This is a genomic window from Streptococcus mitis (genome assembly GCF_003942695.1).
GTDB lineage: Bacteria > Bacillota > Bacilli > Lactobacillales > Streptococcaceae > Streptococcus > Streptococcus mitis_BD.
Genome location: NZ_RJNU01000003.1, coordinates 38,053 through 62,472, shown reverse-complemented (window position 1 = coordinate 62,472; position 24,420 = coordinate 38,053). Strand labels below are relative to the sequence as shown.

Below are 24,420 nucleotides of genomic sequence, written 5' to 3'. Positions count from 1 at the left end.
CCTGATTCTTTTAATCAATCAAAATTTTAAAGAGATATTTGCGAACCTTTTCTTCCATCCCTGCGTAGCCATTTGGCTGGTGTGGTTCTCCTGGGAAGAAAATCGCAAAATTGTGATAGCCCAACAAGAGTGGGTAGCGTTCATGACAATGGACAAAGCCAATGTCGCTCGCTTCGTCGAATGCTACCGCTTCGTCTTTGATACGTGAACCGTAGCTCGAATATTCATGACCTTCTACCAGCAAATGCAAGTCTGCATAGTTCTTATGATGCTCAAATTGATCATTTTTAGCTTGATTGAGGACATTTTCCTGAACAACTAGAAAGACCTTGTCTCCGTCAATCTCATACTTACCTAATTCAAATGAATCCTTACGGTGTTGGTAGAGATAGTCGATAGCCTTGTCTAGATTGGGATGGATTCCCTTGTAAAAGGCGATGTTTTTCAAATCGTCAAAAATCATACTGTTTCCTTCGTTTCTGATAGTTAACTAAAATCATAAATTAAGTTTATAAGTGTCTGACAAAACTTCACGAAGTAACTGCATACTCTCCATTTTGTAGACACTTATGAAACTATATTTCCATAGCATGTCAAGACTACTTCCGCAACCTTGATATACTAGTTTACTTTTCTTATCCCTTAACAGCTCCCATAGTGATACCCTGAGTGAAGGATTTTTGGAAGACAAGGAAGACGGTTACGATTGGCACTGCTGCGAGAGCTGCACCCGCCATGATCAAACCGTAGTTGGTTGCCATTTCGGCCTGCATGGTCGCAACCCCGAGTGAAATAGTCAAGTTTTGACGTGAAGTCAACATAACCAACTGCATAAAGTAGTCGTTCCAAGTATTGATGAAGGTAAAGATCGCAAGAGCTGCAAATCCTGGTTTCACAATTGGGAAGGCTACGCTCCAGAAGGTACGAATCTCACCACAACCGTCGATTTTAGCTGATTCAAGCAATTCTGTCGGGATATTTTCGCTGAATTGTTTCATCAGGAAGACCCCGAATGGCCATCCGATCAAAGGCAAGATAACTGCCCAGAGAGTATCGTGAATTCCCATGAAGTTGACGATACGTACCAATGGTACAAGGACAACTTGTTTTGGAAGAGCCATGGCAGCGATAAAGACTGCAAAGAGGATGCGTTGACCATAGAAACGTTTTTTAGCCAAGACATAACCTGCTAGAGAAGAGGTTGCACAGACTAAGAACATGGTTACCAGTGAGATAAATACAGAGTTCCACATCCACTGCATAGCAGGGTTTTGCACCATGAGTTGTTGGAAGTTCTCCATGGTTGGCATTTTAGGGAACCACTGTGGTGGAATCATAATGGTATCAGGCTGTGATTTGAAGGCCCCTGTCAAGATCCAGTAGAATGGAAAGATGAACAGTACGGTCAACAAGAGCAAGATAATCGTTGAAATAACAGTGAAAGCTGTTAAGGGTTTCTTTTGTGTAGGTTGCATAACTGTCTCCTTTCTTTAGTATTCTACGTCGTTTCCGAGGATCTTGAATTGAGCAAAGCTGACAATGGCAATCATCACTGCCAAGAAGACACCGATAGTATTGGCATACCCATACTCTGTCAATTGGAAGGCTTTTTCGTAAAGGTAGTACATCAAGGTACTTGTTGAGTAGTTTGGACCACCAGATGTCAACAACTGAATCAAAGCGAAACATTGGAAAGAGTTGATAGTCGTAATGATCGCGATGTAAAGAGTTGTTGGAAGAAGGCTTGGCCATTTGATCTTCCAGAAGACTTGAAATTCAGTCGCGCCGTCAACACGCGCTGCTTCAACAAGTGAATTATCAATATTTCCCATGGCAGCGATATAAAGGATAATCGGTTGACCAACAGATGTTGTCAAAAGGATAATCATAATCGCCATCAAAGCCCAGTTTTTGTCACCCAGCCAAGAAATGTTTTGGCTGATGATATGGCTTGACTTAAGGACAAAGTTTAGAATCCCTGATAGGGGGTCATAGATCCATTTCCATACAACCGTTACGGCCACACTACCTGTAACTACAGGAAGGAAGAAGACGAAACGATAGAAAGAACGGGCAATGGCATTTTGATGATAGGTTTGAGATGCTACAAAGAGCGAGAAGAGAACCACAATCGGTACTGATCCAATAACCAAAATAACGGTATTGATCAAAGACTTGGTAAAGACCGGGTCTTTAAACATGCGAATGTAGTTATCCAAGCCAACAAACTCAAAGCTGGTCATGGAGTAGTTAAAGAAACTTGTAATGAATCCCATAATCATAGGAGCCAAGACGAAGATCACAAAGAAGAATAATACTGGTGCTAGGAAAGCATAGGAAATCACTGTTTCCCGCATACGAATTTTATTGACTTTCACAGTCGGCACCTCTCTTTCAAATAGAATAGTTTTTGATTTTCTTGAACTGTTTTAAAACCAAAATGAAATTTTTTAAGATTCGCTTATGTAAGAACTTCATTTTAATTTCGTGACAGTTCCTACCATTTCAAACAAAAGTCCCCCTTTTCTTACACCATAGTGCTCAGGGAAAAGGGGGAATCAATCTGACTTAGTGCTTATTGTTTTGTAGCTTTTTTGATTGTTTCGTTAGCTTTTTCAGTGAAGGCTTTCAAAGCATCCGCTGGTTTTTCGTCACCATTTGATACAGATTGCAACATTGGGAACCAAAGTGTTCTCATTTCAGCAAATCCGTCGATAGTGTTGTAGTATGGTGAGTAGTATTTAGTCCAGCTACTGATTGTTTCCATACGTTTGTCATCATAAAGTTTGCCAAATGAAGTACGAACTGGGAAGGCACCTGTACGAACAACGTCTTTAGGACCCCATTCTTTGTCATCTGCGATGAATTGAACGAATTTCTTAGCTGCTGCGACTTTCTTGTCGTCTTTGTTGTTAAATACTGCAAATCCGTTTACAAGGTATTCAAGAGATGGTTTACCAGAGTCTGATGGGAATGGTACTTCTACCACGTCTACCTTACTTGCTTCCAAGAGTTTCGCTTGGATACCGTTTTGAGCTGGTGCCCAAAGGATTGTGTATGAAGTTTGACCGTTCGCAAAGTTTTGGATGTCTGCTCCACCGTCAAATTGTGAACCATTGTTCAACAAACCGTCTTTGATCCAGCTAGCAGCTTTTTCAAGACCTTTGACGAATTTTGGATCGTCTGTTGTATATTTGGTTACGTCTTTGTCTGTTACAGAACCGCCATAAAGGTTTGCGATGAAAGCACGTGTTCCTTGGTCTCCCCCTTGACCAGAACTGAACAATGAACCTGGAGTATATCCTTTATCTTTAAGCGCTTTCAAAACTTTTTCAAAGTCATCAGTTGTCCAACCTTCTTTTACAAGGTTTGCAACTCCAGCATCTTCCAACATTTTCTTGTTCATGGCCATGTAGAATGGAGCTGAACTGATTGGATACATGTAAGCTTTATCTCCAGCCTTACTTGCTTGTACGATGTTTTCGTTGTTAACATCTTTGACGAATTCGTCTGTGAAGAGGTCGTTCAACTCAGCCAATTTACCATTTTTACCGTATTGGATGATCCGTCCTGGTGCGTCAAAGAGTACGTCTGGCGCTGTTCCTGCTTCGATGGCTGTTGTGATTTTTTCAGGTCCTGACTTGAAGTCGATGGTTTCCAATTTCACTTTTACATCTGGATTTGCTTTTTCAAAAGCTTCGATGATTGATTTTTCATAAGTTCCAACACCGTCACCAGTTTTTTCTTGAGTGAAGACTGGGAATGCCCACCAAGTGATTTCTGTTTTTCCGCTATCGCTTCCTGATTTTCCAGCATCTTTACTTCCACCAGAGTTACCACAAGCAGCAAGGCCAAGAATCGCAGCACCTGCAAGTACTGTACAAGCTAGTTTTCTAAATTTCATTTGTATTCTCCTAATTGTTAAGCGTGTCCATATTGGATAGTGAGTAAGCTTCTATTTGTATACGTTTTCATTTCATTTGACGCATCGACCACTCTCCTCTGTTTTGAGATTGTATTATTTAAGACCGGCAACAAAGCGTTCCGTGATCTCTTTTGGTCTAGTAATAGCTCCACCGACAACAATGCCTCGTACCCCATATTCAAGGATTTGTTTGGCTTGTTCTGGTGTATGAATTTTTCCTTCAGCTATGACATCCACACCGGCATCGCAGAGTTTTTTTATTAGTTCAAAGTCTGGACCATCTACTTTCGGACTATAAGAAGTATAACCTGATAGAGTTGTTCCAACAAAATCAACACCTGCTTCAACTGCTGCAATTCCTTCTTCAAAAGTACTGGTATCAGCCATCAAGAGTTGATGTGGATATTTTTCTTTGACTTGTCGGATAAAGTCCTGAATTTCCAAACCATCATAACGTTCACGTTTGGTACAATCCAGAGCAATGACCTCAATGTCTAGTTCAGCCAGTTCATCAACTTCTTTCATAGTAGCTGTAATGAATGGCTCCTGCGGCGGATAGTCACGTTTGATAATCCCGATAATCGGGAGTTTTGTAACCTCCTTGATCTCCTTGATATCGCGAACACTGTTTGCTCGGATACCAACTGCTCCTCCTTGCTCAGCCGCTTTGACTAGCAAGGGAATGACTCCTCCCGCTTCTGTATAAAGCGGTTCGTGAGGAAGTGCCTGGCAAGAGACAATGATTCCATCTTTGATTTGTTCAATCAAGGCTTCTTTGCTGATCTGTGGCATCCTCTTTCCTCCCTTTCTTGTTCTTATGGGCTTATTATATATCATTTGTTAAGCGCTTTCAATAGCTTATGGTAGAATAGATTTCAGTTTCAAAACTATTTTATGGAACAGACTATCCTGAAAGTAGTTTCAGGCATCTTAGAATTTCTTATTAGCACACCTCAACTCGAAAGGAAAAGATAGCAGGCGGAAAAACCTGCTATCTCCTTCTGTTTTTACAAAGCCAAATGATTAAAATTATTCTCTTATTCTTCTCTCTTTTTCCCCATTGCAAACAAGCCAAGGAAGAAAGCTGTTAATCCTAGTGAGGCAAGGAGGCTACTCTCCTTGTTCCCTGTATCAGGAAGTGTCTGCTGAGCAAGAGGGGCTTTGTAAGTATAATCTTCTGCAGCAAGAGTCACAAGCGAATTAGCTCCCTTATATTCTGCGAGTTCATGTACAGTTGCATCGGCTGCATTCACGCCACCTTTGTACTCAGGGGCTTCATGGACTGCTGCTTCAACAGCATTCACACCGCCTGTAAACTCTGGCTTCTCAACTGTCGGAGCTGGCTCTTCTCCTGCTGTACCTAATGGGTCTCTATACTCTGGGACTTCATGAACTGCGGCCTCAACAGCATTAACTCCGCCTGTGTATTCTGGCTTCTCGACTGTTGGGGCTGGCTCTTCGCCGGATGTCCCTAGTGGGCCTGTGTACTCTGGGACTTCATGGGCTGCGGCTTCAACAGCATTAACCCCGCCTGTAAATTCTGGCTTTTCGACTGTTGGGGCTGGCTCTTCGCCCGCTGTGCCTAATGGGTCTGTATACTCAGGGAGTTCATGAACTGCGGCCTCAACAGCATTAACTCCGCCTGTAAATTCTGGCTTCTCGACTGTTGGGGCTGGCTCTTCGCTGGATGTCCCTAGTGGGCCTGTGTACTCTGGGACTTCATGGACTGCGGCCTCAACAGCATTAACCCCGCCTGTAAATTCTGGTTTTTCAACTGTTGGGGCTGGTTCCTCACCTGCTGTACCTAGTGGGCCTGTATATTCTGGCTTCCCTACTGTTGGAGCTGGCTCTTCGCCCGCTGTCCCTAATGGCCCTGTATATTCTGGCACTTCATGAACAGCAGCTTCACTTCCGTTCATTCCATTCGAAAGCTTAGTGCCCGCTACAGAGACTGGTAAATTATGCATACTTTCAATAGCACCTTCTGCCAGACCTGTAACTTTTTGACCCATATCCTCTGAATCCACCGTAAATAGGAGGGTTTTTGTGTCATACTGGGTCATGAAGCGTGCTGTTTTACCGTTTGCCAATTGAAGGGTTGGTGCCTTGTTGACCAATACTTCCGAATCAAACTCCATAGCAAGAATGCCTGGCCATTTTTCAATCGCGTATTTCACTTTTGCTTCTTTAGGAGAAATCCAATCCTTGGTTAAGAAATCCCAGTTGAATTTCTTATAGGATAAAGTATAATCGTTTTGATTGCCATCCGCATGCTCATAAAGCAAACCATATTCGCCATTTCCGAGTTCTTGGAGTGAGTTGTAAGCAAACTTACCACTTTGTATAGGATTGTGTTTCAACCATGTCAACTCACCATTCTCCTCAACACGAGCCAGGTGAACCAAACCATTGTTGCGTCCAGGACCACCAGCATTGCTGAGTAGAATGTATTCCTTTCCTTCATGCATGGTGTGAATAGCGGACATTTGAACATAAACGTCTTTTACTTGGGGATAACGTTTGATTTCCTTATCCCACGTTGCTCCCCCATCATGACTGGTCGCAACCTGAAGATCACCAGTCAACCCACGCATAAAGAGCTTGAGATCCCCATTATTCAACTGAACAACAGTCGACTCCGTATTTTGGGCACCTGGATTATTCATGGTTGAAGAGTGAATGGTTTGATTGCCTACTGGACGGTTATCATTAACTGCTTCCCCTGCTTGCCATGTTTCACCATGATCATCTGAGTAAATTACACGAGATGATTGAGAACCACTTAGGTAGGAAACGTTGTTTGTTGTATAAACTGGAATCACCAGTCTTCCCTTATGAGGTCCTGTACGCAAGGCAATCCCCGTACCAGGTCCAGTTCCTAGGAAGTGCATCCAATCTTTCCGAATCCCATGAGTAATATCTTTTGGTGCAGACCAAGTCTTCCCATCGTCATCACTGTAGGACATCCATAGGTAGTTGGTATTGGAAACTCTAAAAATATTCTTCTCGCTATACTCAAAATAAATATTCCCGATTAGCTCATTCCCTTTATACAAATCCCCCTTATCGCTGTAAGCTGGTTTTTTAGGGTCAACGACAACACGATAATCTGTCTTTCTATTTTGAGGGTCGAAAACCTCTCCGTTTTCTCGAATTGTATAGCGACCTGATTCTCCTTGCTTATATAAAACTTGATAAACTTTATCTCCCACTTGTTCATAAGCTTTCGGAGCTTGCCCCGGCAATGAAAATACTGCCTTACTCTCAAGGAACATGTCATAAATTGCAAAAATTCTCTTTGTTTCAGGGTCTTGCACCAAGGCCATATCAATATTGACTGGAGATGGCCAATCTGCATGTTTAGCGTGCTCATTGTCACGCGGATTTGAGATTACGATTCGGTCTCCCCATGTTTTTCCATTATCTGAGCTACGACGAACAACCATCCCAATATCTCCCCAGTCAGAATGGTGCAAACGTCTTTCATCCGTTCCAGCAATCAGCGTTCCTTTATCAGTCTTGAGAAGAGCTGGGATACGATAACTCTTGATACCATCTTTATTTGGTTGATTGTTCCTACCACCTTCAAAGACGTCTTCTTTCTCAGTAACTTTTGCTCCCTCAGGAAGTTTCTGTTCCAATTCACCTCTTTCAAATAATTGACTCCGTGTTTGAACTTCATCTGGGCTTAAAGCACGATCATAAACGGTTAGGTTTCGAACTTGTAGATTTGAGGACCAAACTGTTTTCTTGCCCCGTTTGGTTGCTCCAAGTTGAGCTTGATTAACATTTGGCATATCTTTGATAAAGTTCCCAGATTTTAGACTTGTTCGAGATAAGACACCGTTCACATAGAGACGAACTCGACCATGAGGTAACTCCGCTGTCGGTTGTTCGACAGTAAAAGTCACGGAATTCCATTGTCCTGGGCGAACTTTCAAAGGAGCATCTGTATACTTATCATAGAACTGTTCCCCGTTAGCGCTACGCCCTTCAATAAGAGCTGTATTATCAAGGACGGACATAGTAAAGTACTCATTTTCCTTGGTGTCACTGGATACAGAGAAGAGATTGTAAAAGCGTGGAGCTGATGCATCTGGTTTGAACTCCATGTGAACTGTAGCATTTTGAAGTTTCTTTAGTTTATCTAGTTCACTTGATAAATCAACTCTCTGACCATTTGCTGCATTGGTTTCAACATCTTCTTTTTCAAGGACAGGATTAGCATTTTTTAAATCTCTTGAGTAATAGTCACGAGGAATAGCCCCCTGATCCTCTGATTCCTCTTCCTTATTTGCTTCTTCTGCAGGGGTTTCCGTAGAGGATGGGGTTTCTGACTCTGCACTCTCATTTTTTTTCAAATGATCTTGGTCCACCTCAACGCCGTTGTCTTGAGCTGCTGCCAATTTACCAGCCAAATCCTTATCCAAATGAGCAAGATCTCCCGAGGACGCTTCTTTTGGCAATTCTGATAAACCTTGACCAGGTTCGACAGTTTCTGTATTGGCCCCTGCTGCATTGGCTTGCTCTTGAGCTAAGACTGGATTTGCTCCAAATACAACTGTACCAATCACTACAGATGCCGCCCCAACTGCAAATTTTCGAATTCCGTATCGCTGTTTCCGATGTGAAGATTTATAATTCATGTTTGTCCTTTCATTTTTCATAAAAATAAAGCGCTTTCTTTTTTTCTTAAAATTTTTAGTTTCTCCAACTAAACAAGTAAAAAGAAAATATCCGACTGAATGAGACCTCCCATTCTTCAAACGTCCACTGCTCTTACTCTCTGACCAAACAGCGGAAAGTTTCCTCCTTTCGCACAATGTCTTTCCCTTATTATACAATAAACTCTGAACTTTATAGCTTAATGATATAGGATAGATTCTACTTTTAAAACTATTTTAATGTTTCAAGTTTCCTGAAAGTACTTTTCGATTTTGGAAAACAAAAAGGGAGCTCAAGGCTCTCTTAAACTTATTTTTTTACATAGGAGAAAGGAATCTCACTGCCACAGAGCCAGTTGTAGACTTGGTCATTGACAAAAACATTCATGGCTTCGTGAGCATACTCTGGCATGATGCGATAGGCCTTGTCGCAAGTTAGGCGGTTGTATATCGCAAACTGGGTAATAGGATAGCAGACATCGTCATCCAAGCCCGTAATCATCTTGACCTCACCTTTGATACGATGGGCAAGATTTTTCACATCGATATAGGCAAGGGTCGCCATGATTTCTTCCTCTGTTTCATGGAAGGGATCGTGAAACTTGAAATATCGAAAAAGTTCGTCATAGGCTTCACTGGTATTGCCAATCTCAAGCACCCGTCTAAAGTCTGACAAGAAAGGATAGATGGCAACTGTTCGCTGAATTCGAGGATTGAGCGCTGCTGCGACCAGAGCTAAAGCTCCTCCTTGTGAAGCGCCATAGCTAGAAAGTCGCTTCTCATCCACCTGAGGCAGACTAGCAATAATTTCAACTAACTGGTAAATATCCAGATAGACATCCTTATAAAAGAGATGTTCCCGACCTTCCACAGCACCACGGATGATATGTCCCTTCACCGTATTTCCTAGTGGAGAGCGCAAGCCGTCTTGCGAATAGCCCGACTGCCCCCGCACATCCATGGAAACTACACCGTAACCAGCCACAGTATAAGCCAACATGTCAACCCAGTCCCAACCACGTCCCATATAACCATGGAAATGGAAGATTAGCGGAACTTTCTCCTCAGTCTTTGGAAGGACGATGCGTGCATAGACTCTTCCTTCATTAGTTCCCTCAAATGTTAGCTCATAGCACTTGACTTGTGGAATGTGGAAATCTCTTTCCTCCAACTGGTAGGCTGGAAGAGTGGAAACTTTTTTTAATTCCTCATCCCAGAAAGCATCAAAGTCTTCTGGAACCTCATCCCGTCCTAGATAGGTCTTGATTTCTTCTAACAAAGCTGGATTTTTCATAGCATGCTCCTTTAGTTTTGTAATCGCTATCATAACTCTAGCATATCTAGGAAGGCAATGCAAGAAAGAATGCTAAATAGAAAGTGATTTTAGATTCTCTTTCTTCAAACCTATCGTCTGAAAGTAGTTTTAAAAATAAAGAGAGCGTTTCCGCTCTCTGTGTATCAATAGGTGCTAGCTCCTTTCTCTAGTTTGACGGTTTGGAATTTCTTTTGGTAGGTTACTTTAATAGTCATGTGAGAGTCCTCGTTTCTTTTTGATGATTCTAGTATAAGATCCAAACCTAAAAGCTAGCTTATAGATTTCTTAGAAAAGGCTTAATCCAGATGTTCTCTCTTTTCTAAGTGGAGAGCAATCATGCGCCATTCTGGATCCTTTTTCCAACCTTCTATAGAACTAATGTAGCTGGCAACCTTTCTGGCTTCTTCTAAAATCGGAAAATCTTCGATAATATCCGCCACTTGGAACTCTGGAAGTCCTGACTGTCTGGTTCCAAAAATCTCACCAGAACCACGCATTTTCAAATCTTCCTCCGCAAGGACAAATCCATTAGTCGTTTCTGTCATGATGCGCATGCGGTCCTTCCCAGACTCAGTCTTAGGATTTGCAACGAGAACAGCATAGGACTGCTTGTCACCCCGACCCACACGGCCTCTGAGCTGGTGAAGTTGGCTGAGACCGAACCGATCGGCATCCATGATAATCATGACAGTCGCATTGGGAACATTAACCCCAACCTCAATAACCGTCGTCGAAACCAGAATATCTGTCTTTCTCTCTTTGAACTCCTGCATAATCTGGTCTTTTTCGTCACTCTTCATCTTACCGTGTAAAAGCGCCACTTCTGCCTTGCCGGCAAAATGAGCTGCCAACTCCTCAGATAAGGCAATGGCATTTTTCAGATCCAGAGCTTCAGATTCTTCAATCAAGGGAGAGATGACATAGGCTTGAGAACCCTTTTGAACTTCTCCCTCTAACCAAGTCAAGACCTGAGGCAGCTGCTCATGCTTGATCCAGCGAGTTACAATGGGCTTCCGCCCCGCTGGCATCTGGTCAATAATGGAAACATCCATATCTCCAAAGGCTGTGATAGCCAAGGTTCGAGGAATCGGTGTCGCTGTCATCATGAGAACGTCAGGATTGTCCCCTTTTTCCCGCAGAACACGCCTTTGCCCTACACCAAAACGGTGCTGCTCATCGATGATGATCAAACCAAGACGAGCATAATCCACCCCATCCTGAATCAGAGCATGGGTTCCGATAATCAAATCGGCCTCACCCTTGGCAATTGTTTCCAAGACTTCTCTTTTTTCTGCAGCTTTCAAGGATCCTGTCAAGAGAGCGAGTTTCAAGTCTGGAAAGAGGCTCTGTAGACTTTCAAAGTGTTGCTCTGCTAGGATTTCTGTCGGAACCATGAGAGCAGCCTGATAGCCAGCCGTCACTGCCGCAAACATAGCCAAGCCAGCGACCACCGTTTTCCCACTCCCCACATCTCCTTGCAGGAGACGATTCATGTGATGGTCGGACTTCATGTCTGTCAAAATTTCCTGCAAACTCTTTTCCTGAGCTGGGGTCAGGACAAAAGGAAGATTTTCTTTAGCAGCTGTCACCTTTTCCTGAGACCAATTCAGAACCAGACCACTTCCCTGAACTCTATTTTCAGACTTAAGCGTCTGTAACTGCATTTGAAAGTAAAAGAGTTCCTCAAACTTGATACGGCGAAGGGCCTGCTTGTATTCTGCCAAATCCTTAGGAAAATGCATGGCACGAACTGCCTGACAGCGGGACATGAGTTTGTATTTGTCCAGCAAAGACTGGGGAAGATTTTCCTCAATCAAGAGGTCCAGCCCCTGATCAAAGGCTGTCTTGATAACCTTGACCAGAGCAGCCTGACTGATTCCTTGAGCCAGACGATAGACAGGCTGGAGGTCATCCTCCACCTGAGCCAGAACCTTCATCCCAGTCAGACTGGCTTTAGCCCGATCCCATTTGCCAAAAACGGCAAGCGTTGCTCCCAACTCTATTTTATCTGCTAGGTAGGGCTGGTTAAAAAAATTCACCGCAAAAACGACTTCTCCCTGTTTGAGACTAAAGCGTAAACGATTACGCTTAAAACCATAATACTGGACACTGGCAGGAGTCACGACTTGACCAGAAAGAACCGCCTTTTCACCGTCTTCCAGTTCCAGCACCTGCTTGGTCTTGAAGTCTTCGTAACGGAAAGGAAAGTAGAGCAAGAGGTCTTGCAAGTTTTCAATGCCTAGTTTGGCGTATTTCTCTGCTGACTTTGGTCCCACACCAGGCAAGACATGCAAGGGTTGGTGTAGATTCATGCTTCCCCTCCTTTCTTTGGTTTAATAATACTCTCTCGGAATGCGATCGCTGAGGAGGCAAACCACCTCATAGTTAATAGTTCCACGGTAGACTGCTACTTGAGTAGCTGTGATTTCCTTATCTCCGTCGGAGCCAATCAAGGTTACCTTGGTTCCGAGTGGGTAAACCTTAGGCAAACGAATGGTAATTTGGTCCATAGATACTCGTCCGACGATTGGGCAAGCTTGTCCATCTACCAAGACGGAGAAATTCTGCATGTCTCGTGTCCAACCATCCGCATAGCCGATTGGCACGGTCGCGATGACTTGCTCGCTATCCGCCTGATAGGTAGCTCCATAGCCCATGCAGGTTCCAGCTGGAACTGTCTTGACATGAACAAGGGCAGATTGCAAGATCAAGGCTGGTGTCAGGTCATAAGGCAGGTCCAAGACCTCTCCGCTGGGATTGAGACCATACATGGCATCTCCCATACGGACTGCATTGAAAATAGTCTCTGCATGCCAAAGAGTCGTTGCCGAATTGCTGGCATGTACCAGCTCTGGTACCTCCTTCATACTTGCTAAAACAATCTTAAAGCGTTCTAACTGCTTATTAAAGTAGGCATCTGATGCTTCATCTGCAGTCGCAAAGTGAGTAAAGATTCCCTCAACACGAACCCCCTCTTGCTTGAGCAAGTCCTGAGCTTGATCAGCTTCACTGACCTCTCTAAAACCAATCCGTCCCATTCCTGAGTCAATCTTAAGGTGAACCGACAATCCATCTAGGTCAGCACCAGTAGCTAAGAGTGCTTGAATCCACTCCAGTCCAGCTACTGTCAAGGTGATGTCATATTCTTTAGCTAGGGAAACAGCTTCTAGCTCAGAAACTCCTAAGATGAGGATTTTCTTGTTTATCCCTGTTTGGCGCAACTCAATAGCTTCATCAATATTGGAAACGCAAAAGCCGTCGACATCGTCTTGGATAGCTGTGGCAACAGCTACTGCCCCATGTCCGTAGGCATTGGCCTTGACCACTGCCCACTTGAGCGTTCCTTCAGGGATATGAGCCCCCATTTGCTGAATATTTTGTCGAATAGCTCCCAGATGAATGAGAGCCTTGGTTGGTCTATGTGGACTAGCTTTCATGATTTTCCTCCAAAATGACACTGGCTGTCACAAACTGATCTGTATGGCTGATCGACAGCCAAATCTTTCCTGAAAATGGCGCTTGACTAAAATAGGGAGCCCCTCTTTCATTGTTCAAGACTTCCAAATCCTGAAAGGTCAGTTTGCCAATACCTGTCCCCATAGCCTTGGAAAAAGCCTCCTTAGCCGACCAACGACCTGCCAAATATTCGATTTGTCTGCGCCCTTTGAGACTGGTAAAGCACTCCATTTCTTTAGCGGTCAGCACGCGCTTGGCAAATCCTTCATGTCGTGTAACTGCGCCTTCTATCGAAGCCAATTCTTCGATGTCAATTCCATGTCCAACTATCATTCTCACAAAAGGAGTTGAGATTCCCCCAACTCCATCCTTTTCACTTATTTTGTTAAGGTAGTATAAATTTCTTCTACCAAGGCTACTGTATTCTCCCAACCTAGACAAGGGTCGGTAATGGAACAACCAAAGATTTCTGGTTGGTTTTGGCGACCATCTGCTAGGTAAGATTCGATCATAAAGCCTCGAACCGTCTTTTTAATCTTTTCATTCCAGTCGCGATTCAGCAAGGATTGGCGAACAATGCGAATTTGTTCCATATACTGCTTGCCTGAATTGTCATGATTGGTATCGATGATAATGAAGGGATTTTCAAGTCCCATGGTCTCATAACGGTTGATAGCGTTTAAGAGGGTCTCATAGTAGAAGTTGGGTTCATTTTTGCCATATTCATTCATGGCGCCACGAAGGATAACGTGGGCCAAGGGATTTCCTGAAGTCTCCACCTCTTGACCATGGTAAAGGAAGGTTTGCTTGTTTTGAGCTGCATAGATAGCATTAAACATAACTCCAAGGTTCCCAGATGTCGGATTTTTCATCCCAACTGGAGCATCAATCCCAGAGGCTACAAAGCGGTGTTCCTGGTCTTCTACTGAACGAGCTCCTACAGCATGGTAGCTGACTAGATCATCAACCAAAATGAGATTTGACGGATAGAGCATTTCATCAGCTGTCGTCAAGCCCGTTTCGGTAATCACACGGTAGTGCAACTGACGAACAGCCTGCAAACCATTGATGAGACTAGGAGCCTCGCTAGCATTTGGCTGATGAATCAAGCCCTTATAGCCATCTCCATTGGTACGAGGTTTAGCTGTATAGACCCGCATCACGATAAAAATTTTATCCGCAACTTTTTTCTGCAATTCAGCTAAACGGTGGGCATATTCCAAAACAGCCTCTTCATTGTCAGAAGAGCACGGTCCCATCACCAAAAGAATTCGGTCGTCCTCACCCGAGATGATGGTTGCCAACTCTCGATCTCGCGCTTCCTTATAACGCAAGGCTTCAGGTAACAGCTGGGTCGCAGCCTTGATTGCTTCAATATCAATTTCTTGACCTTTTTCGATAAATGCCATCTTATTCTCCTAGCGTTTGGTAGATTTCACGAACAAGTGCTTCCGTATTGTCCCATCCTAGGCAAGGGTCCGTGATAGACTTGCCAAAAACTTCAGGTTCATTTTGACGTCCATCTTCCAGATAGGACTCAATCATAAAACCTCGAACGTATTTTTTGATTTTCTCATTCCAGTCACGGTTGATCAAGGTCTGGCGTACGATACGGATTTGATCCATGTACTGCTTGCCTGAATTGTCATGATTGGTATCGATGATGATAAAGGGATTTTCCAAGCCCATCTTTTCATACTGGGCAATGGTATCCATCAAATTGTCATAGTAGTAGTTAGGAATATTTTTCCCGTATTCATTCAAGGCACCGCGAAGAATGGCGTGGGACAAAGGATTCCCCGTTGTTTCCACCTCTTTACCGAGGAAGAGGAAACTCTGTTTATTTTGCGCAGCATAAATCCCATTAAACATAACATTGAGATTTCCAGATGTTGGATTTTTAAATCCTGTTGAAAAGTCTGCTCCACTCGCTACAAAACGGTGCTGTTGGTCCTCTACTGAACGAGCTCCTACAGCCATATAAGAAATCAAATCATCCACCAGCGGAAGATTTTCCGGGTAAAGCATCTCATCAGCAGTTGTCATACCCGTCTCGGTAATCACACGGTAATGTAGCTGACGAACAGCCTTGATCCCATTGATCAAGCTAGGAGTTTCTGTCGCATTCGGTTGATGAATCAAGCCCTTATAGCCATCTCCATTGGTACGAGGTTTAGCTGTATAGACACGCATGACCATAAAAATACGGTCTTTGATCTCTTCTTGCAAAGCAGATAGACGCTTGGCATACTCGAGAACCGCCTCTTCGTTATCAGATGAACATGGTCCAATGACCAAGAGAATACGCTGGTCTTCCCCACGGATGATGGCTTCCAATTCCTGATCACGTCGGTTTTTTCTCGCAAGAGCCACTCCCTCTAATTTAGACAAGGCGCGAACTTCTTCAATGTTAATTTTAGGACTTTTAGCTGTAAATACCATGATTCATCTCCTTATAAAGCAAACGGACACCAAGTAAAAATGTATTTTCACCAGGTATCCGCCTGTATCTTATCTCATATTATTGTCTCTTACCATGACAGTTCTTGAATTTCTTACCTGATCCACATGGGCATTGGTCGTTTCGTCCGATTTGGCTCAAGTCCACATCTGCTGGAAGATGAGTCTGCTGTGCTGCAATATTACGAGTAGCCGTTGTGCTAATATTAATCTCCGTCTGTGGTCTTTCTTGTTCATGGATTTGCGCTTTCATCATCAAACGAGTGACGTCAAATTCAATTGACCCAATCATGTCGTTAAACATGCGGAAACCTTCTGCCTGGTACTCAACAACTGGGTTGTTTTGCGCATAGCCACGAAGTCCAACAGCATTTCGCAACTGGTCAAGAGCATCAATATGGTCTGTCCACTTGTTATCCACAACACGCAGAATCAAGACTTTTTGGAATTCCTTGACTGCGTCCTCGTCTCGTAATTTTGAGATTTGACTATCGTAGACCTTTAAGGCACGTTGGAAGAGTTCATCTTTGATATCACGATCTGACAAACCAGCCAAATCTTCCTCAGAAATAGAACCCTCTGGTAGCAGATTGTACTTAGCAAAGTTCAAGATAGCTTTGATTTTTTCTTCTTCCTTAGAACGTGAATGAGCATCCACAACTCGTCCAATCGTACGTTTAATCATAGCGTGAATCTCAGGAGCCAAGTCACGGTCAGCAGTGATAACATCATAACGCTGCGCATAGATAATCTCACGTTGTTCGCGCATGACATCATCGTATTGAAGAACTTGTTTACGTGTATCGTAGTTATTCCCCTCAACGCGTTTTTGAGCTGCTTCAACCTGACGGGTCAACATACGGGACTCAATAGCTTCTTCTGACATATTGAGGCGTTCAAAGACACCTTTCAAGCGGTCTGAACCGAAGCGTTTCATCAAGTCATCCTCAAGAGATAGGTAGAATTGAGACTCACCTGGATCTCCTTGTCTTCCTGAACGTCCACGAAGCTGGTTATCAATACGACGGCTCTCGTGGCGTTCTGTACCGATGACACAAAGTCCACCCAATTCACGAACACCTTCACCGAGCTTGATGTCAGTACCACGACCGGCCATGTTGGTCGCGATGGTAACCGCACCACGTTGACCAGCGTTCATAATGATTTGCGCTTCTTTGTAGTGGTTCTTCGCATTTAAAACTTCGTGGGGAATTCCTGCTGCAACCAATTTCTGAGAAATATAATCACTGGTTTCAACGGCAACAGTACCAACCAAGACAGGTTGTCCTTTTTGGTAACGAACCTTGACATCTTCAACAACAGCATTAAATTTTGCTTCAATACTTGCATAAAGAAGGTCAGAGTGGTCAATACGTTGAACAGGACGGTTAGTTGGGATTGGGATGACACGAATGTTATAGATTTCACGGAATTCTTCTTCCTCTGTCTTACCAGTACCCGTCATACCTGCCAATTTCTTATACATACGGAAGAGGTTTTGGTAGGTAATAGAAGCTGAGGTCTTGGTTTCATCTTGGATTGGCACACCTTCCTTGGCTTCAATCGCTTGGTGCAAACCATCAGAATAACGACGACCTTCCATGGTACGACCTGTAAATTGATCGACGATCAGGATTTCCTGCTCTTCACTAACCACATAGTCAATATCGAGAATCATGATGTAGTTGGCACGGAGGGCATTGTCGATAAAGTGAGTAAGAGCTACATTTTCAATATCGTAGAGATTTTCTAACTTGAAGTAGCCTTCAGCCTTGTCAATCCCTGAATCAGACAAACCAATAGTCTTAGACTGAATGTCGATGATATAGTCATCTTTGTCCAAAGATTTGACAAAGTGATCCGCCATATGATACAGCTGACTAGTTTCCACAGCATTGGCCCCTGAAACGATTAAAGGAGTACGAGCCTCATCAATCAAGATCGAGTCAACCTCATCGACCAAGGCATAGTTGAGCGGACGCTGTACCATGTTCTCTGCCCGAACAACCATGTTGTCACGAAGGTAGTCGAAACCAATCTCTGAGTTGGTTGAGTAGGTAATATCGCAAAGGTAAGCCTCTTTTTTCTCCATTGGAGATTTAGCTGCCAAGTTAATCCCTACTGACAAACCAAGCCATGAGTACAATTCACCCATCTCAGTCGCATCACGTTCCGTTAGGTACTCGTTGACCGTTACTACGTGAACCCCTTCACCTGCTAGAGCGTTGAGGTATACAGGCATCGTCGCTGTCAAGGTTTTCCCTTCACCAGTACGCATTTCTGGCACATCTCCATGGTGGAGGACAATCCCACCCATGACCTGAACTTTATATGGGAAAAGTCCAAGAACACGCTTGGCAGCTTCACGTACTACCGCAAAAGCCTCATATAACAGTGAATCAAGTGATTCTCCCTTATTGTAACGTTCCTTAAATTCATCTGTTTTTGCTTTTAGCTGGTCATCCGTCAAGGCTGCCATCTGATCTTCATATTTGAGAACCTTGTCTGCCATCTTTTCCAGACGACGAAGTTCCCCTTTATCATTTTCGATAATCGTTTTTAAAATATTAGCCATTATTTTCCTTACTTTAGATTCTGAATATTTTAGAATGTTCTTTTAATTCTAGCACATTTACTCTTAATTTTCAAGAAAGAATCCGCGTTTAAACAGGGAAAAGAGGCTAACTTCTAGGTCAGCCTCTTGGCTTTTTATGGACTACATTTCACACAAAAATTTAATTGCCAAGCAGAGCTGGCAAAATTCCAAAAATCAGGAAAAGATTGATCCAGAAGGCCATACAAAAGAGGACTCCAAAGAGGAAGAGACTCATCTTTTTAGTCAGTACTGAGAAAAAGATTGCCAATACACCAAAGACGACAAAGAGTTTTTTCATGATGAAGAAATAAACCGAAACTCCTCCTATTTGCCAATCCCATGGAAGACAAAAGACCAGCAACCATAACAAGCAAATCGTAAGAATGTAGGTTTTGTAGTATTGATGAATGAACTGCTTTATTTTGAACATCGGAACCTCCTATAAACTTTAGCTATTGATGAATGTCCTCGTTTTGTTCTCTTGTTTCAGCTTGAACATTCTCTTTAGACAGGCATATATTTTCCAGTCATTCACAAGAGACAAAAAAACTAAAAGGAACCATATCCCCCAAATTGTTAAATCAGCAGGATTTTTCAAGATAATATTGAAAATAAAAAATGAAAAAATTGTAAAAGCGATACTGAACAAAGCCCACAAAGGGAGATAAATCCAGTAAAAGTAATAGAAAAACGCGAAATATTTACTATTTTTGTCCGCCTTCTCAATCCAATGAAAAAAATAAAAGTAGGGTGATAATAGCAATAATATAAAAAATTTCTCCATCACACACCTCTTTTTAATAACGTTTTCTTTGATTTCATTCTATCAAAAAGATCTGGAAATGTCTTCCCAGATCTTGCTTGTTTATTCGGCTCTATAATATTTGTAGTGGGTAAATCCCCTATGGATATTATGGAGCCTATTTTGTTGTAGAAAAAAAGTCCCATAAGATTTATAATGAAAAGCGACCAAACCATCATTAGAAAGAATCATATGGAACCATTACATTTTATCACAAAATTACTAGACATTAAAGACCCTAATATCCAAATTATGGATGTTGTTAATAGAGATACCTTCAAGGAAATCATCGCTAAACTGGACTACGACGCCCCATCTTGTCCTGATTGCGGAAGTCAAATGAGGAAATATGACTTCCAAAAACCTTCTAAGATTCCTTACCTTGAAATGACTGGTATGCCTACTAGAATTATCCTTAAAAAGCGTCGTTTCAAGTGCTATCATTGTTCGAAAATGATGGTCGCTAAGACTTCCCTAGTCAAGAAAAATCATCAAATCCCTCGTATTATCAACCAAAAAATTGCTCAAAAGTTGATTGAAAAGACGTCTATGACCGATATTGCTCATCAGCTGGCCATTTCAACTTCAACTGTTCTCCGAAAGTTCAATGACTTCCGTTTTAAACATGATTTTTCTCGTCTTCCAGAGATTATGTCTTGGGATGTTGAAACAGTCAGGGGAGTGACTGTTTCAATCGGGAGATGAAGATGAGCTTTATTGCGCAAGATTTTGACAAGCTCAATATCATCACTGTCCTTGAAGACAGGACACAAACTATCATCCGAAATCACTTTCTGCGCTACGAGCGAGCTGTTCGTTGTCAGGTGAAAATTATTACGATGGATATGTTTAGCCCTTACTATGACTTGGCTAGACGACTTCGCTTTCGAATTTCTAGGCTCAGGCTGAGACAGTCTCCCAGACTGTTTCATTCCCGAATACCAAAATTGTATTCGATCACTTTCATAGCCGTGCTATGAACCGCCTTCGCATCCAAATCATGAATCAATTTGATAGAAAATCGCACCAATATAAGGCGCTGAAACGCTATTGGCAGCTCATTTAACAGGATAACCGTAAACTCAGCGTTTTCGTATACACTTAACTAATAAAGTGATTCTAGACAAGCTTTTGAGCTATTCAGAAGACTTGAAACACCACCATAATCTCTATCAGCTCTTACTGTTTCACTTTCAGAATAAAGAACCAAAGAAATTTCTCGGACTCATTGAAGACAATCTAAAGCAGATTCATCCTCTTTTTCAGACTGTCTTTAAAACCTTCCTCAAGGATAAAGAAAAGATCGTCAACACTCTCCAATTACCCTATTCCAACGCCAAATTGGAAGCAACGAATAATCTTATTAAACTCATTAAACGAAATGCCTTTGGTTTTCGAAACTTTGAAAACTTCAAAAAAAGGATTTTTATCGCTCTGAACATCAAAAAAGAAAGGACGAAATTCGTCCTTTCTCGAGCTTAGCTGACTTCAACCCACTACAGTTAACAAAGAGCCGAAGAAAAAAGAGAAGCTCAAGAAAACTTCTCTTTTAAAATTGTATTATTTCTGATTTGGTCTGCAAGTTGCATTTATATCCAACTAGATCTTCAAGAATCGACGCATTGAAATGCCTGATCCAATTGCCCCAATGAAAATACCAATCACAAACAATAGGACTGTCATCAAAGGGATAAACACATCTGGTGTAATCATTGACAAGTTTTGCCCCACCAAGGATTTATTGACAGATTGATAAACCATATTATAAACAAAGAATACAAGGACTGAAGGAATCGCTGCACCAAATAAACCGATAAAGGCACCTTCAAGTAAGAATGGTCCTCTAATGTAGCCATTTTTAGCTCCTACTAGACGCATGATTTGAATTTCACGGCTCCGAGAAATAATGGTAATACGAATGGTATTGGAAATGAGGAAGACTGCAATAAAAATCAAGAGCCCCGCAATAACCAATCCCCAAACACGGATAAAGGAAGCCAGTTCGAAAAGTCGTTGAGTGTTGGCACCACCGTCTTGAACCTCAGATACCCCTTCAATTTTCTTGGCCTCTTCTGCTACTTTAGGAACATCACTCGGAGAATTGGTATCAACGATATAGGCATCATAGAGAGGATTGGCATCCCCTTCAAAGACCCTCCAGTCATCCCCCATCGTTTCAGTCAATTTTTGATACTGCTCTTCCTTGCTTGAAAAAGTGACATTCTTAACACCTTGCATGGCTTTTAAGGCATCATAAACCTTGTGATAGTCATTATTGGTAACTGTCTGACCTTCTTTTTCAATCGTTTCACTATTATCTGCTACATCCTTACGAATGTAAACCATGACACGAACGTTGTTTTCAATATCGGTAGCCAGTTTCGCTGTATTAAAAATTACAGATGCAAACAGGGCAACGAGTGTCAAGGTAATCATAACCGAACTCACTGCTGCCACTGTCATCCAGCCATTTCGTTTTAAACTTTTGAGTGATTCAAATAAATGGCGAAAAAATCTACTAATCATCGTATCCATATTCTCCTTTTGCTTCGTCACGAACGACACGGCCATTTTCAATGGCAATGACACGGTGGCGCAAGGTATTTACAATCTGGCTATTGTGAGTCGCCATCAAGACAGTAGTACCTTGGAGATTGATGCGTTCCAACAGATTCATAATTTCCCATGAATTATCTGGGTCCAAGTTTCCTGTCGGCTCATCGGCAATCAATACCTTAGGATTGTTCACAATCGCACGAGCAATCGCAATCCGTTGCTGCTCTCCACCTGAGAGTTCGTTAGGGAAAGAGCGAACCTTGTGTTTCAAACCGACCAAGTCCAAGACTTCCATAACACGTTTTTTGATGTTGCGACGGTTCTCTCCGATAACTTCCATTGCGTAAGCAATATTCTCATAAACAGTTTTCTTAGGCAAGAGTTTGTAATCTTGAAAGACTACCCCAACACTGCGACGGAGTAGAGGGATATCTTTCTTCTTGATTTTAACCAAATTAAAGCCTGCAACTGTTAGGCTCCCTTTTTCAATCTTTACTTCTCGATATAAAGCTCGAATAAAGGTTGACTTCCCTGCTCCAGAAGGCCCAACGATATAGGCAAATTCTCCTGGTTCAATACTAAGAGAGACTCCACGAAGAGCAGTCGTTCCGTTATCGTATTTTTTGACAACATCTCGCATTTCAATGATTGACATGTGAGTTCCTTTCTATTTCTTAGCTGATTCGCCACTTGAGATAAGCGTCGATGAAACCATCAAGGTCTCCATCCATGACCTTATCTACCTGAGCAACTTCAAAGCTCGTACGGTGATCTTTTACCATGGTATAAGGTGTGAAGACATAAGAACGAATCTGACTTCCCCAAGTGATTTCTTTTTTCTCACCTTTGAGGGAATCGACTTCCGCAGCTTTCTTTTCTTGCTCCATCTGATAGAGCTTGGCTTGCAACATCTTCATAGCACGATCTCTATTTCCATACTGGGTACGATCGACTGTCGATTGAACGACTGTCCCCGTAGGAATGTGTGTCAAACGCACACCTGTTGAAACTTTATTGACGTTTTGTCCACCAGCACCACCTGAACGGAAGGTATCCATCTTAATATCATCCTCACGGATTTCCACTTCGATGGTATCATCCAACTCGGGCATGACTTCCACGGATGTAAATGAAGTATGACGACGTTTGGCAGAATCAAATGGTGAAATACGGACCAGACGGTGAACACCCATTTCTGACTTGAGAAGACCGTAGGCATTTGGACCTTCAAAGGACAAGGTCACAGACTTGATGCCCGCTTCATCACCAGCTTGGTAATCCAAGACTTCAACTTTAAAGCCTTTTGCATTTCCATAACGAGTGTACATACGGAGCAACATATCACCCCAGTCCTGAGCCTCAGTACCACCAGATCCTGGATGGATCTCCAAAATCGCATTATTATGGTCATAAGGTTCTGACAAGAGAAGCGTCATCTCGTAGCTGGTCATCATCTTATCCAGTTCTGTCAACTGTTCGACCAGTTCATCATGGACTGACTCGTCTTCTGCTAAAAAGTCCAATAAAATTTCAACTTCATCCTGCAACTCTTCCATTTTACGGAAGGTGTTGTAGGTGTTTTTTAATTCATTTAATTCTTGCGACGTTTTTTGGGCCGCGATATTATCGTTCCAAAAATCAGGTTCCGTCATCTTGTTTTCCAAGATGGCAATCTCTTCCTCTAGTCCTTCGAGGTCAAAGAGACCCCCTGAAAGAAGCTAATTTTTCACGATTTGCGTCAATTTTTTGACGAATTTCTGAAATGTCCATAAATACTCCTTTATTCACATCGTTTCATTATACCACATTCTCTCATTTCTTTCCATATTTTGCTTGTTATTTCAAATTGTATACAAAAAAGAGGGCTTTCACCCTCCATATTTATAACTTTTTAGCAGAGGTTCGAGCAATCTCCTCTACTTGGATACCTTGCGCTTCAAATTTCTCCTTCAGGAAGGTTAAATCAATCGTTCCATCAATTTGAACTTCGATCACGACCTTACCATCCTTGCGCGGAATATTGACTGTGTGTGAAATATTCAGATTTTCTTCTACAATCAAGGTCACAATCTTGCCCAAAACCCCGACTTCATTTTCCGTAATAAACCGAACACGAATCCCTTCCTCGCCGTAGCCAGCGATTTCTAGAAAGGCTTGAAAAACATCACGATCTGTAATCACACCATAAACCTGTTGATTGTCCACAACTGGAAGAATACCGATCTTATTCTTTAACATGAGATAGGTCGCATCTTCTAGACTAGCATAACCTGAGACTGTTATGACATCCCGAATCATGACGTCTTTGACTTTGGTCTTATTGAGAAGATAATTCATCTCATAGATAGAGAGGCTGGTTGCTTTAGATGGGCTGGCTTCCGCAATGGTTCCTTCTGTTACCAGACCAACCAATTGGTCATTTTCGATAACAGGTAAACGGTGCAAGCCTTGCTCGCGCATCAAATCTGCTGCATGTGCTACAGTCGTATCTGGACTGATATAAACTACCTTGCGGGTCATAAAATCTTTAACTGCCATGAGACTTCTCCTTCTTTATTGCTACTATAATTATACACTTTCTTACAAAAACTATCAAACGCTTTCATCTCTTTTTCAAGATTTTGTAACATTCAATCACAAAAAAGA

General features: G+C 42.4%; 19 protein-coding genes and 1 pseudogene. 1 reads left to right on the top strand and 19 read right to left on the bottom strand.

The window, feature by feature from the left end:
* Positions 1-10: 10 nt before the first annotated feature.
* From D8852_RS03140 to D8852_RS10140, 15 genes are all read right to left on the bottom strand, one after another.
* Positions 11-463 carry a YhcH/YjgK/YiaL family protein gene (locus tag D8852_RS03140; RefSeq protein ID WP_125424581.1) on the bottom strand — a complete coding sequence of 151 codons (453 nt, stop codon included), beginning with the start codon at positions 461-463 and terminating at the stop codon, positions 11-13.
* Between the two features lie 172 nt (positions 464-635).
* Complete coding sequence (locus tag D8852_RS03135) at positions 636-1,475, bottom strand: carbohydrate ABC transporter permease (RefSeq protein ID WP_001183243.1); 840 nt, start codon at positions 1,473-1,475, stop codon at positions 636-638.
* A gap of 15 nt (positions 1,476-1,490) precedes the next feature.
* On the bottom strand, positions 1,491-2,357 hold the full coding sequence (locus D8852_RS03130) for a carbohydrate ABC transporter permease (protein ID WP_068981926.1): 867 nt from the start codon (positions 2,355-2,357) through the stop codon (positions 1,491-1,493).
* Between the two features lie 218 nt (positions 2,358-2,575).
* Positions 2,576-3,904, bottom strand: a complete 1,329-nt coding sequence (locus tag D8852_RS03125) for an ABC transporter substrate-binding protein (protein ID WP_000672109.1) — start codon at positions 3,902-3,904, stop codon at positions 2,576-2,578.
* A 114-nt stretch (positions 3,905-4,018) separates the two neighbouring features.
* Positions 4,019-4,717 (bottom strand): N-acetylmannosamine-6-phosphate 2-epimerase, encoded by a 699-nt coding sequence (locus D8852_RS03120; protein WP_084874430.1) that lies wholly within the window; start codon positions 4,715-4,717, stop codon positions 4,019-4,021.
* Between the two features lie 245 nt (positions 4,718-4,962).
* Positions 4,963-8,571: an SIALI-17 repeat-containing surface protein gene (locus tag D8852_RS03115; RefSeq protein WP_125833811.1), complete on the bottom strand. Its 3,609-nt coding sequence runs from the start codon at positions 8,569-8,571 to the stop codon at positions 4,963-4,965.
* Between the two features lie 328 nt (positions 8,572-8,899).
* Positions 8,900-9,883, bottom strand: a complete 984-nt coding sequence (locus tag D8852_RS03110) for an acetylxylan esterase (protein ID WP_125424680.1) — start codon at positions 9,881-9,883, stop codon at positions 8,900-8,902.
* Between the two features lie 317 nt (positions 9,884-10,200).
* Positions 10,201-12,216 carry an ATP-dependent DNA helicase RecG gene (recG, locus tag D8852_RS03100; RefSeq protein ID WP_125424579.1) on the bottom strand — a complete coding sequence of 672 codons (2,016 nt, stop codon included), beginning with the start codon at positions 12,214-12,216 and terminating at the stop codon, positions 10,201-10,203.
* A 21-nt stretch (positions 12,217-12,237) separates the two neighbouring features.
* Positions 12,238-13,341 carry an alanine racemase gene (alr, locus tag D8852_RS03095; RefSeq protein WP_125424578.1) on the bottom strand — a complete coding sequence of 368 codons (1,104 nt, stop codon included), beginning with the start codon at positions 13,339-13,341 and terminating at the stop codon, positions 12,238-12,240.
* Entirely contained in the window at positions 13,331-13,693 is a 363-nt protein-coding gene (gene acpS / locus D8852_RS03090; RefSeq protein ID WP_125424577.1) for a holo-ACP synthase, read from the bottom strand. The genes alr and acpS overlap by 11 nt, the downstream gene beginning before the upstream one ends.
* Before the next feature lie 44 nt (positions 13,694-13,737).
* A complete protein-coding gene (locus D8852_RS03085) occupies positions 13,738-14,769 on the bottom strand; it encodes a 3-deoxy-7-phosphoheptulonate synthase (protein WP_125424576.1) in 1,032 nt (343 codons plus the stop codon).
* Position 14,770: 1 nt separating this feature from the next.
* Positions 14,771-15,802 carry a 3-deoxy-7-phosphoheptulonate synthase gene (locus tag D8852_RS03080; RefSeq protein WP_125424575.1) on the bottom strand — a complete coding sequence of 344 codons (1,032 nt, stop codon included), beginning with the start codon at positions 15,800-15,802 and terminating at the stop codon, positions 14,771-14,773.
* A gap of 79 nt (positions 15,803-15,881) precedes the next feature.
* Positions 15,882-18,395 carry a preprotein translocase subunit SecA gene (gene secA, locus D8852_RS03075; RefSeq protein WP_125424574.1) on the bottom strand — a complete coding sequence of 838 codons (2,514 nt, stop codon included), beginning with the start codon at positions 18,393-18,395 and terminating at the stop codon, positions 15,882-15,884.
* Positions 18,396-18,555: 160 nt separating this feature from the next.
* Positions 18,556-18,846, bottom strand: coding sequence for a hypothetical protein (locus D8852_RS03070; protein ID WP_125424573.1), 291 nt, complete (start codon positions 18,844-18,846; stop codon positions 18,556-18,558).
* 18 nt (positions 18,847-18,864) lie between these two features.
* On the bottom strand, positions 18,865-19,200 hold the full coding sequence (locus tag D8852_RS10140) for a hypothetical protein (protein WP_260467089.1): 336 nt from the start codon (positions 19,198-19,200) through the stop codon (positions 18,865-18,867).
* Positions 19,201-19,410: 210 nt separating this feature from the next.
* Here D8852_RS10140 and D8852_RS03055 point away from each other — a divergent pair.
* Positions 19,411-20,700: pseudogene (locus D8852_RS03055) on the top strand (ISL3 family transposase).
* A gap of 117 nt (positions 20,701-20,817) precedes the next feature.
* On the opposite strand, the gene ftsX reads toward D8852_RS03055, so the two are convergent.
* The 4 genes from ftsX to D8852_RS03030 form a co-directional block, all read right to left on the bottom strand.
* Positions 20,818-21,744 carry a permease-like cell division protein FtsX gene (gene ftsX / locus D8852_RS03050; RefSeq protein WP_084926184.1) on the bottom strand — a complete coding sequence of 309 codons (927 nt, stop codon included), beginning with the start codon at positions 21,742-21,744 and terminating at the stop codon, positions 20,818-20,820.
* A complete protein-coding gene (gene ftsE / locus D8852_RS03045) occupies positions 21,737-22,429 on the bottom strand; it encodes a cell division ATP-binding protein FtsE (RefSeq protein ID WP_000022257.1) in 693 nt (230 codons plus the stop codon). Before ftsE ends, ftsX begins: the two co-directional genes overlap by 8 nt.
* Positions 22,430-22,448: 19 nt before the next feature.
* A protein-coding gene (gene prfB / locus D8852_RS03040; RefSeq protein ID WP_096753628.1) for a peptide chain release factor 2 occupies positions 22,449-23,544 on the bottom strand; the annotation gives its coding sequence in 2 pieces (ribosomal slippage) (positions 22,449-23,471 and positions 23,473-23,544; 1,095 coding nt in all).
* Positions 23,545-23,655: 111 nt separating this feature from the next.
* Positions 23,656-24,312: a CBS domain-containing protein gene (locus D8852_RS03030; RefSeq protein WP_000268641.1), complete on the bottom strand. Its 657-nt coding sequence runs from the start codon at positions 24,310-24,312 to the stop codon at positions 23,656-23,658.
* Between the last annotated feature and the right edge of the window lie 108 nt (positions 24,313-24,420).

Coding starts and splice junctions, on each gene's coding strand:
- alr (WP_125424578.1), bottom strand. CDS start 13,341: ATGAAAGCTAGTCCACATAGACCAACCAAGGCTCTCATTCATCTGGGA.
- recG (WP_125424579.1), bottom strand. CDS start 12,216: ATGAATCTACACCAACCCTTGCATGTCTTGCCTGGTGTGGGACCAAAG.
- D8852_RS03070 (WP_125424573.1), bottom strand. CDS start 18,846: ATGTTCAAAATAAAGCAGTTCATTCATCAATACTACAAAACCTACATT.
- D8852_RS03135 (WP_001183243.1), bottom strand. CDS start 1,475: ATGCAACCTACACAAAAGAAACCCTTAACAGCTTTCACTGTTATTTCA.
- D8852_RS03085 (WP_125424576.1), bottom strand. CDS start 14,769: ATGGCATTTATCGAAAAAGGTCAAGAAATTGATATTGAAGCAATCAAG.
- ftsX (WP_084926184.1), bottom strand. CDS start 21,744: ATGATTAGTAGATTTTTTCGCCATTTATTTGAATCACTCAAAAGTTTA.
- D8852_RS03080 (WP_125424575.1), bottom strand. CDS start 15,802: ATGGTATTTACAGCTAAAAGTCCTAAAATTAACATTGAAGAAGTTCGC.
- D8852_RS03130 (WP_068981926.1), bottom strand. CDS start 2,357: ATGCGGGAAACAGTGATTTCCTATGCTTTCCTAGCACCAGTATTATTC.
- D8852_RS03125 (WP_000672109.1), bottom strand. CDS start 3,904: ATGAAATTTAGAAAACTAGCTTGTACAGTACTTGCAGGTGCTGCGATT.
- D8852_RS03140 (WP_125424581.1), bottom strand. CDS start 463: ATGATTTTTGACGATTTGAAAAACATCGCCTTTTACAAGGGAATCCAT.
- D8852_RS03115 (WP_125833811.1), bottom strand. CDS start 8,571: ATGAATTATAAATCTTCACATCGGAAACAGCGATACGGAATTCGAAAA.
- secA (WP_125424574.1), bottom strand. CDS start 18,395: ATGGCTAATATTTTAAAAACGATTATCGAAAATGATAAAGGGGAACTT.
- D8852_RS10140 (WP_260467089.1), bottom strand. CDS start 19,200: ATGGAGAAATTTTTTATATTATTGCTATTATCACCCTACTTTTATTTT.
- D8852_RS03110 (WP_125424680.1), bottom strand. CDS start 9,883: ATGAAAAATCCAGCTTTGTTAGAAGAAATCAAGACCTATCTAGGACGG.
- ftsE (WP_000022257.1), bottom strand. CDS start 22,429: ATGTCAATCATTGAAATGCGAGATGTTGTCAAAAAATACGATAACGGA.
- D8852_RS03120 (WP_084874430.1), bottom strand. CDS start 4,717: ATGCCACAGATCAGCAAAGAAGCCTTGATTGAACAAATCAAAGATGGA.
- D8852_RS03030 (WP_000268641.1), bottom strand. CDS start 24,312: ATGGCAGTTAAAGATTTTATGACCCGCAAGGTAGTTTATATCAGTCCA.
- acpS (WP_125424577.1), bottom strand. CDS start 13,693: ATGATAGTTGGACATGGAATTGACATCGAAGAATTGGCTTCGATAGAA.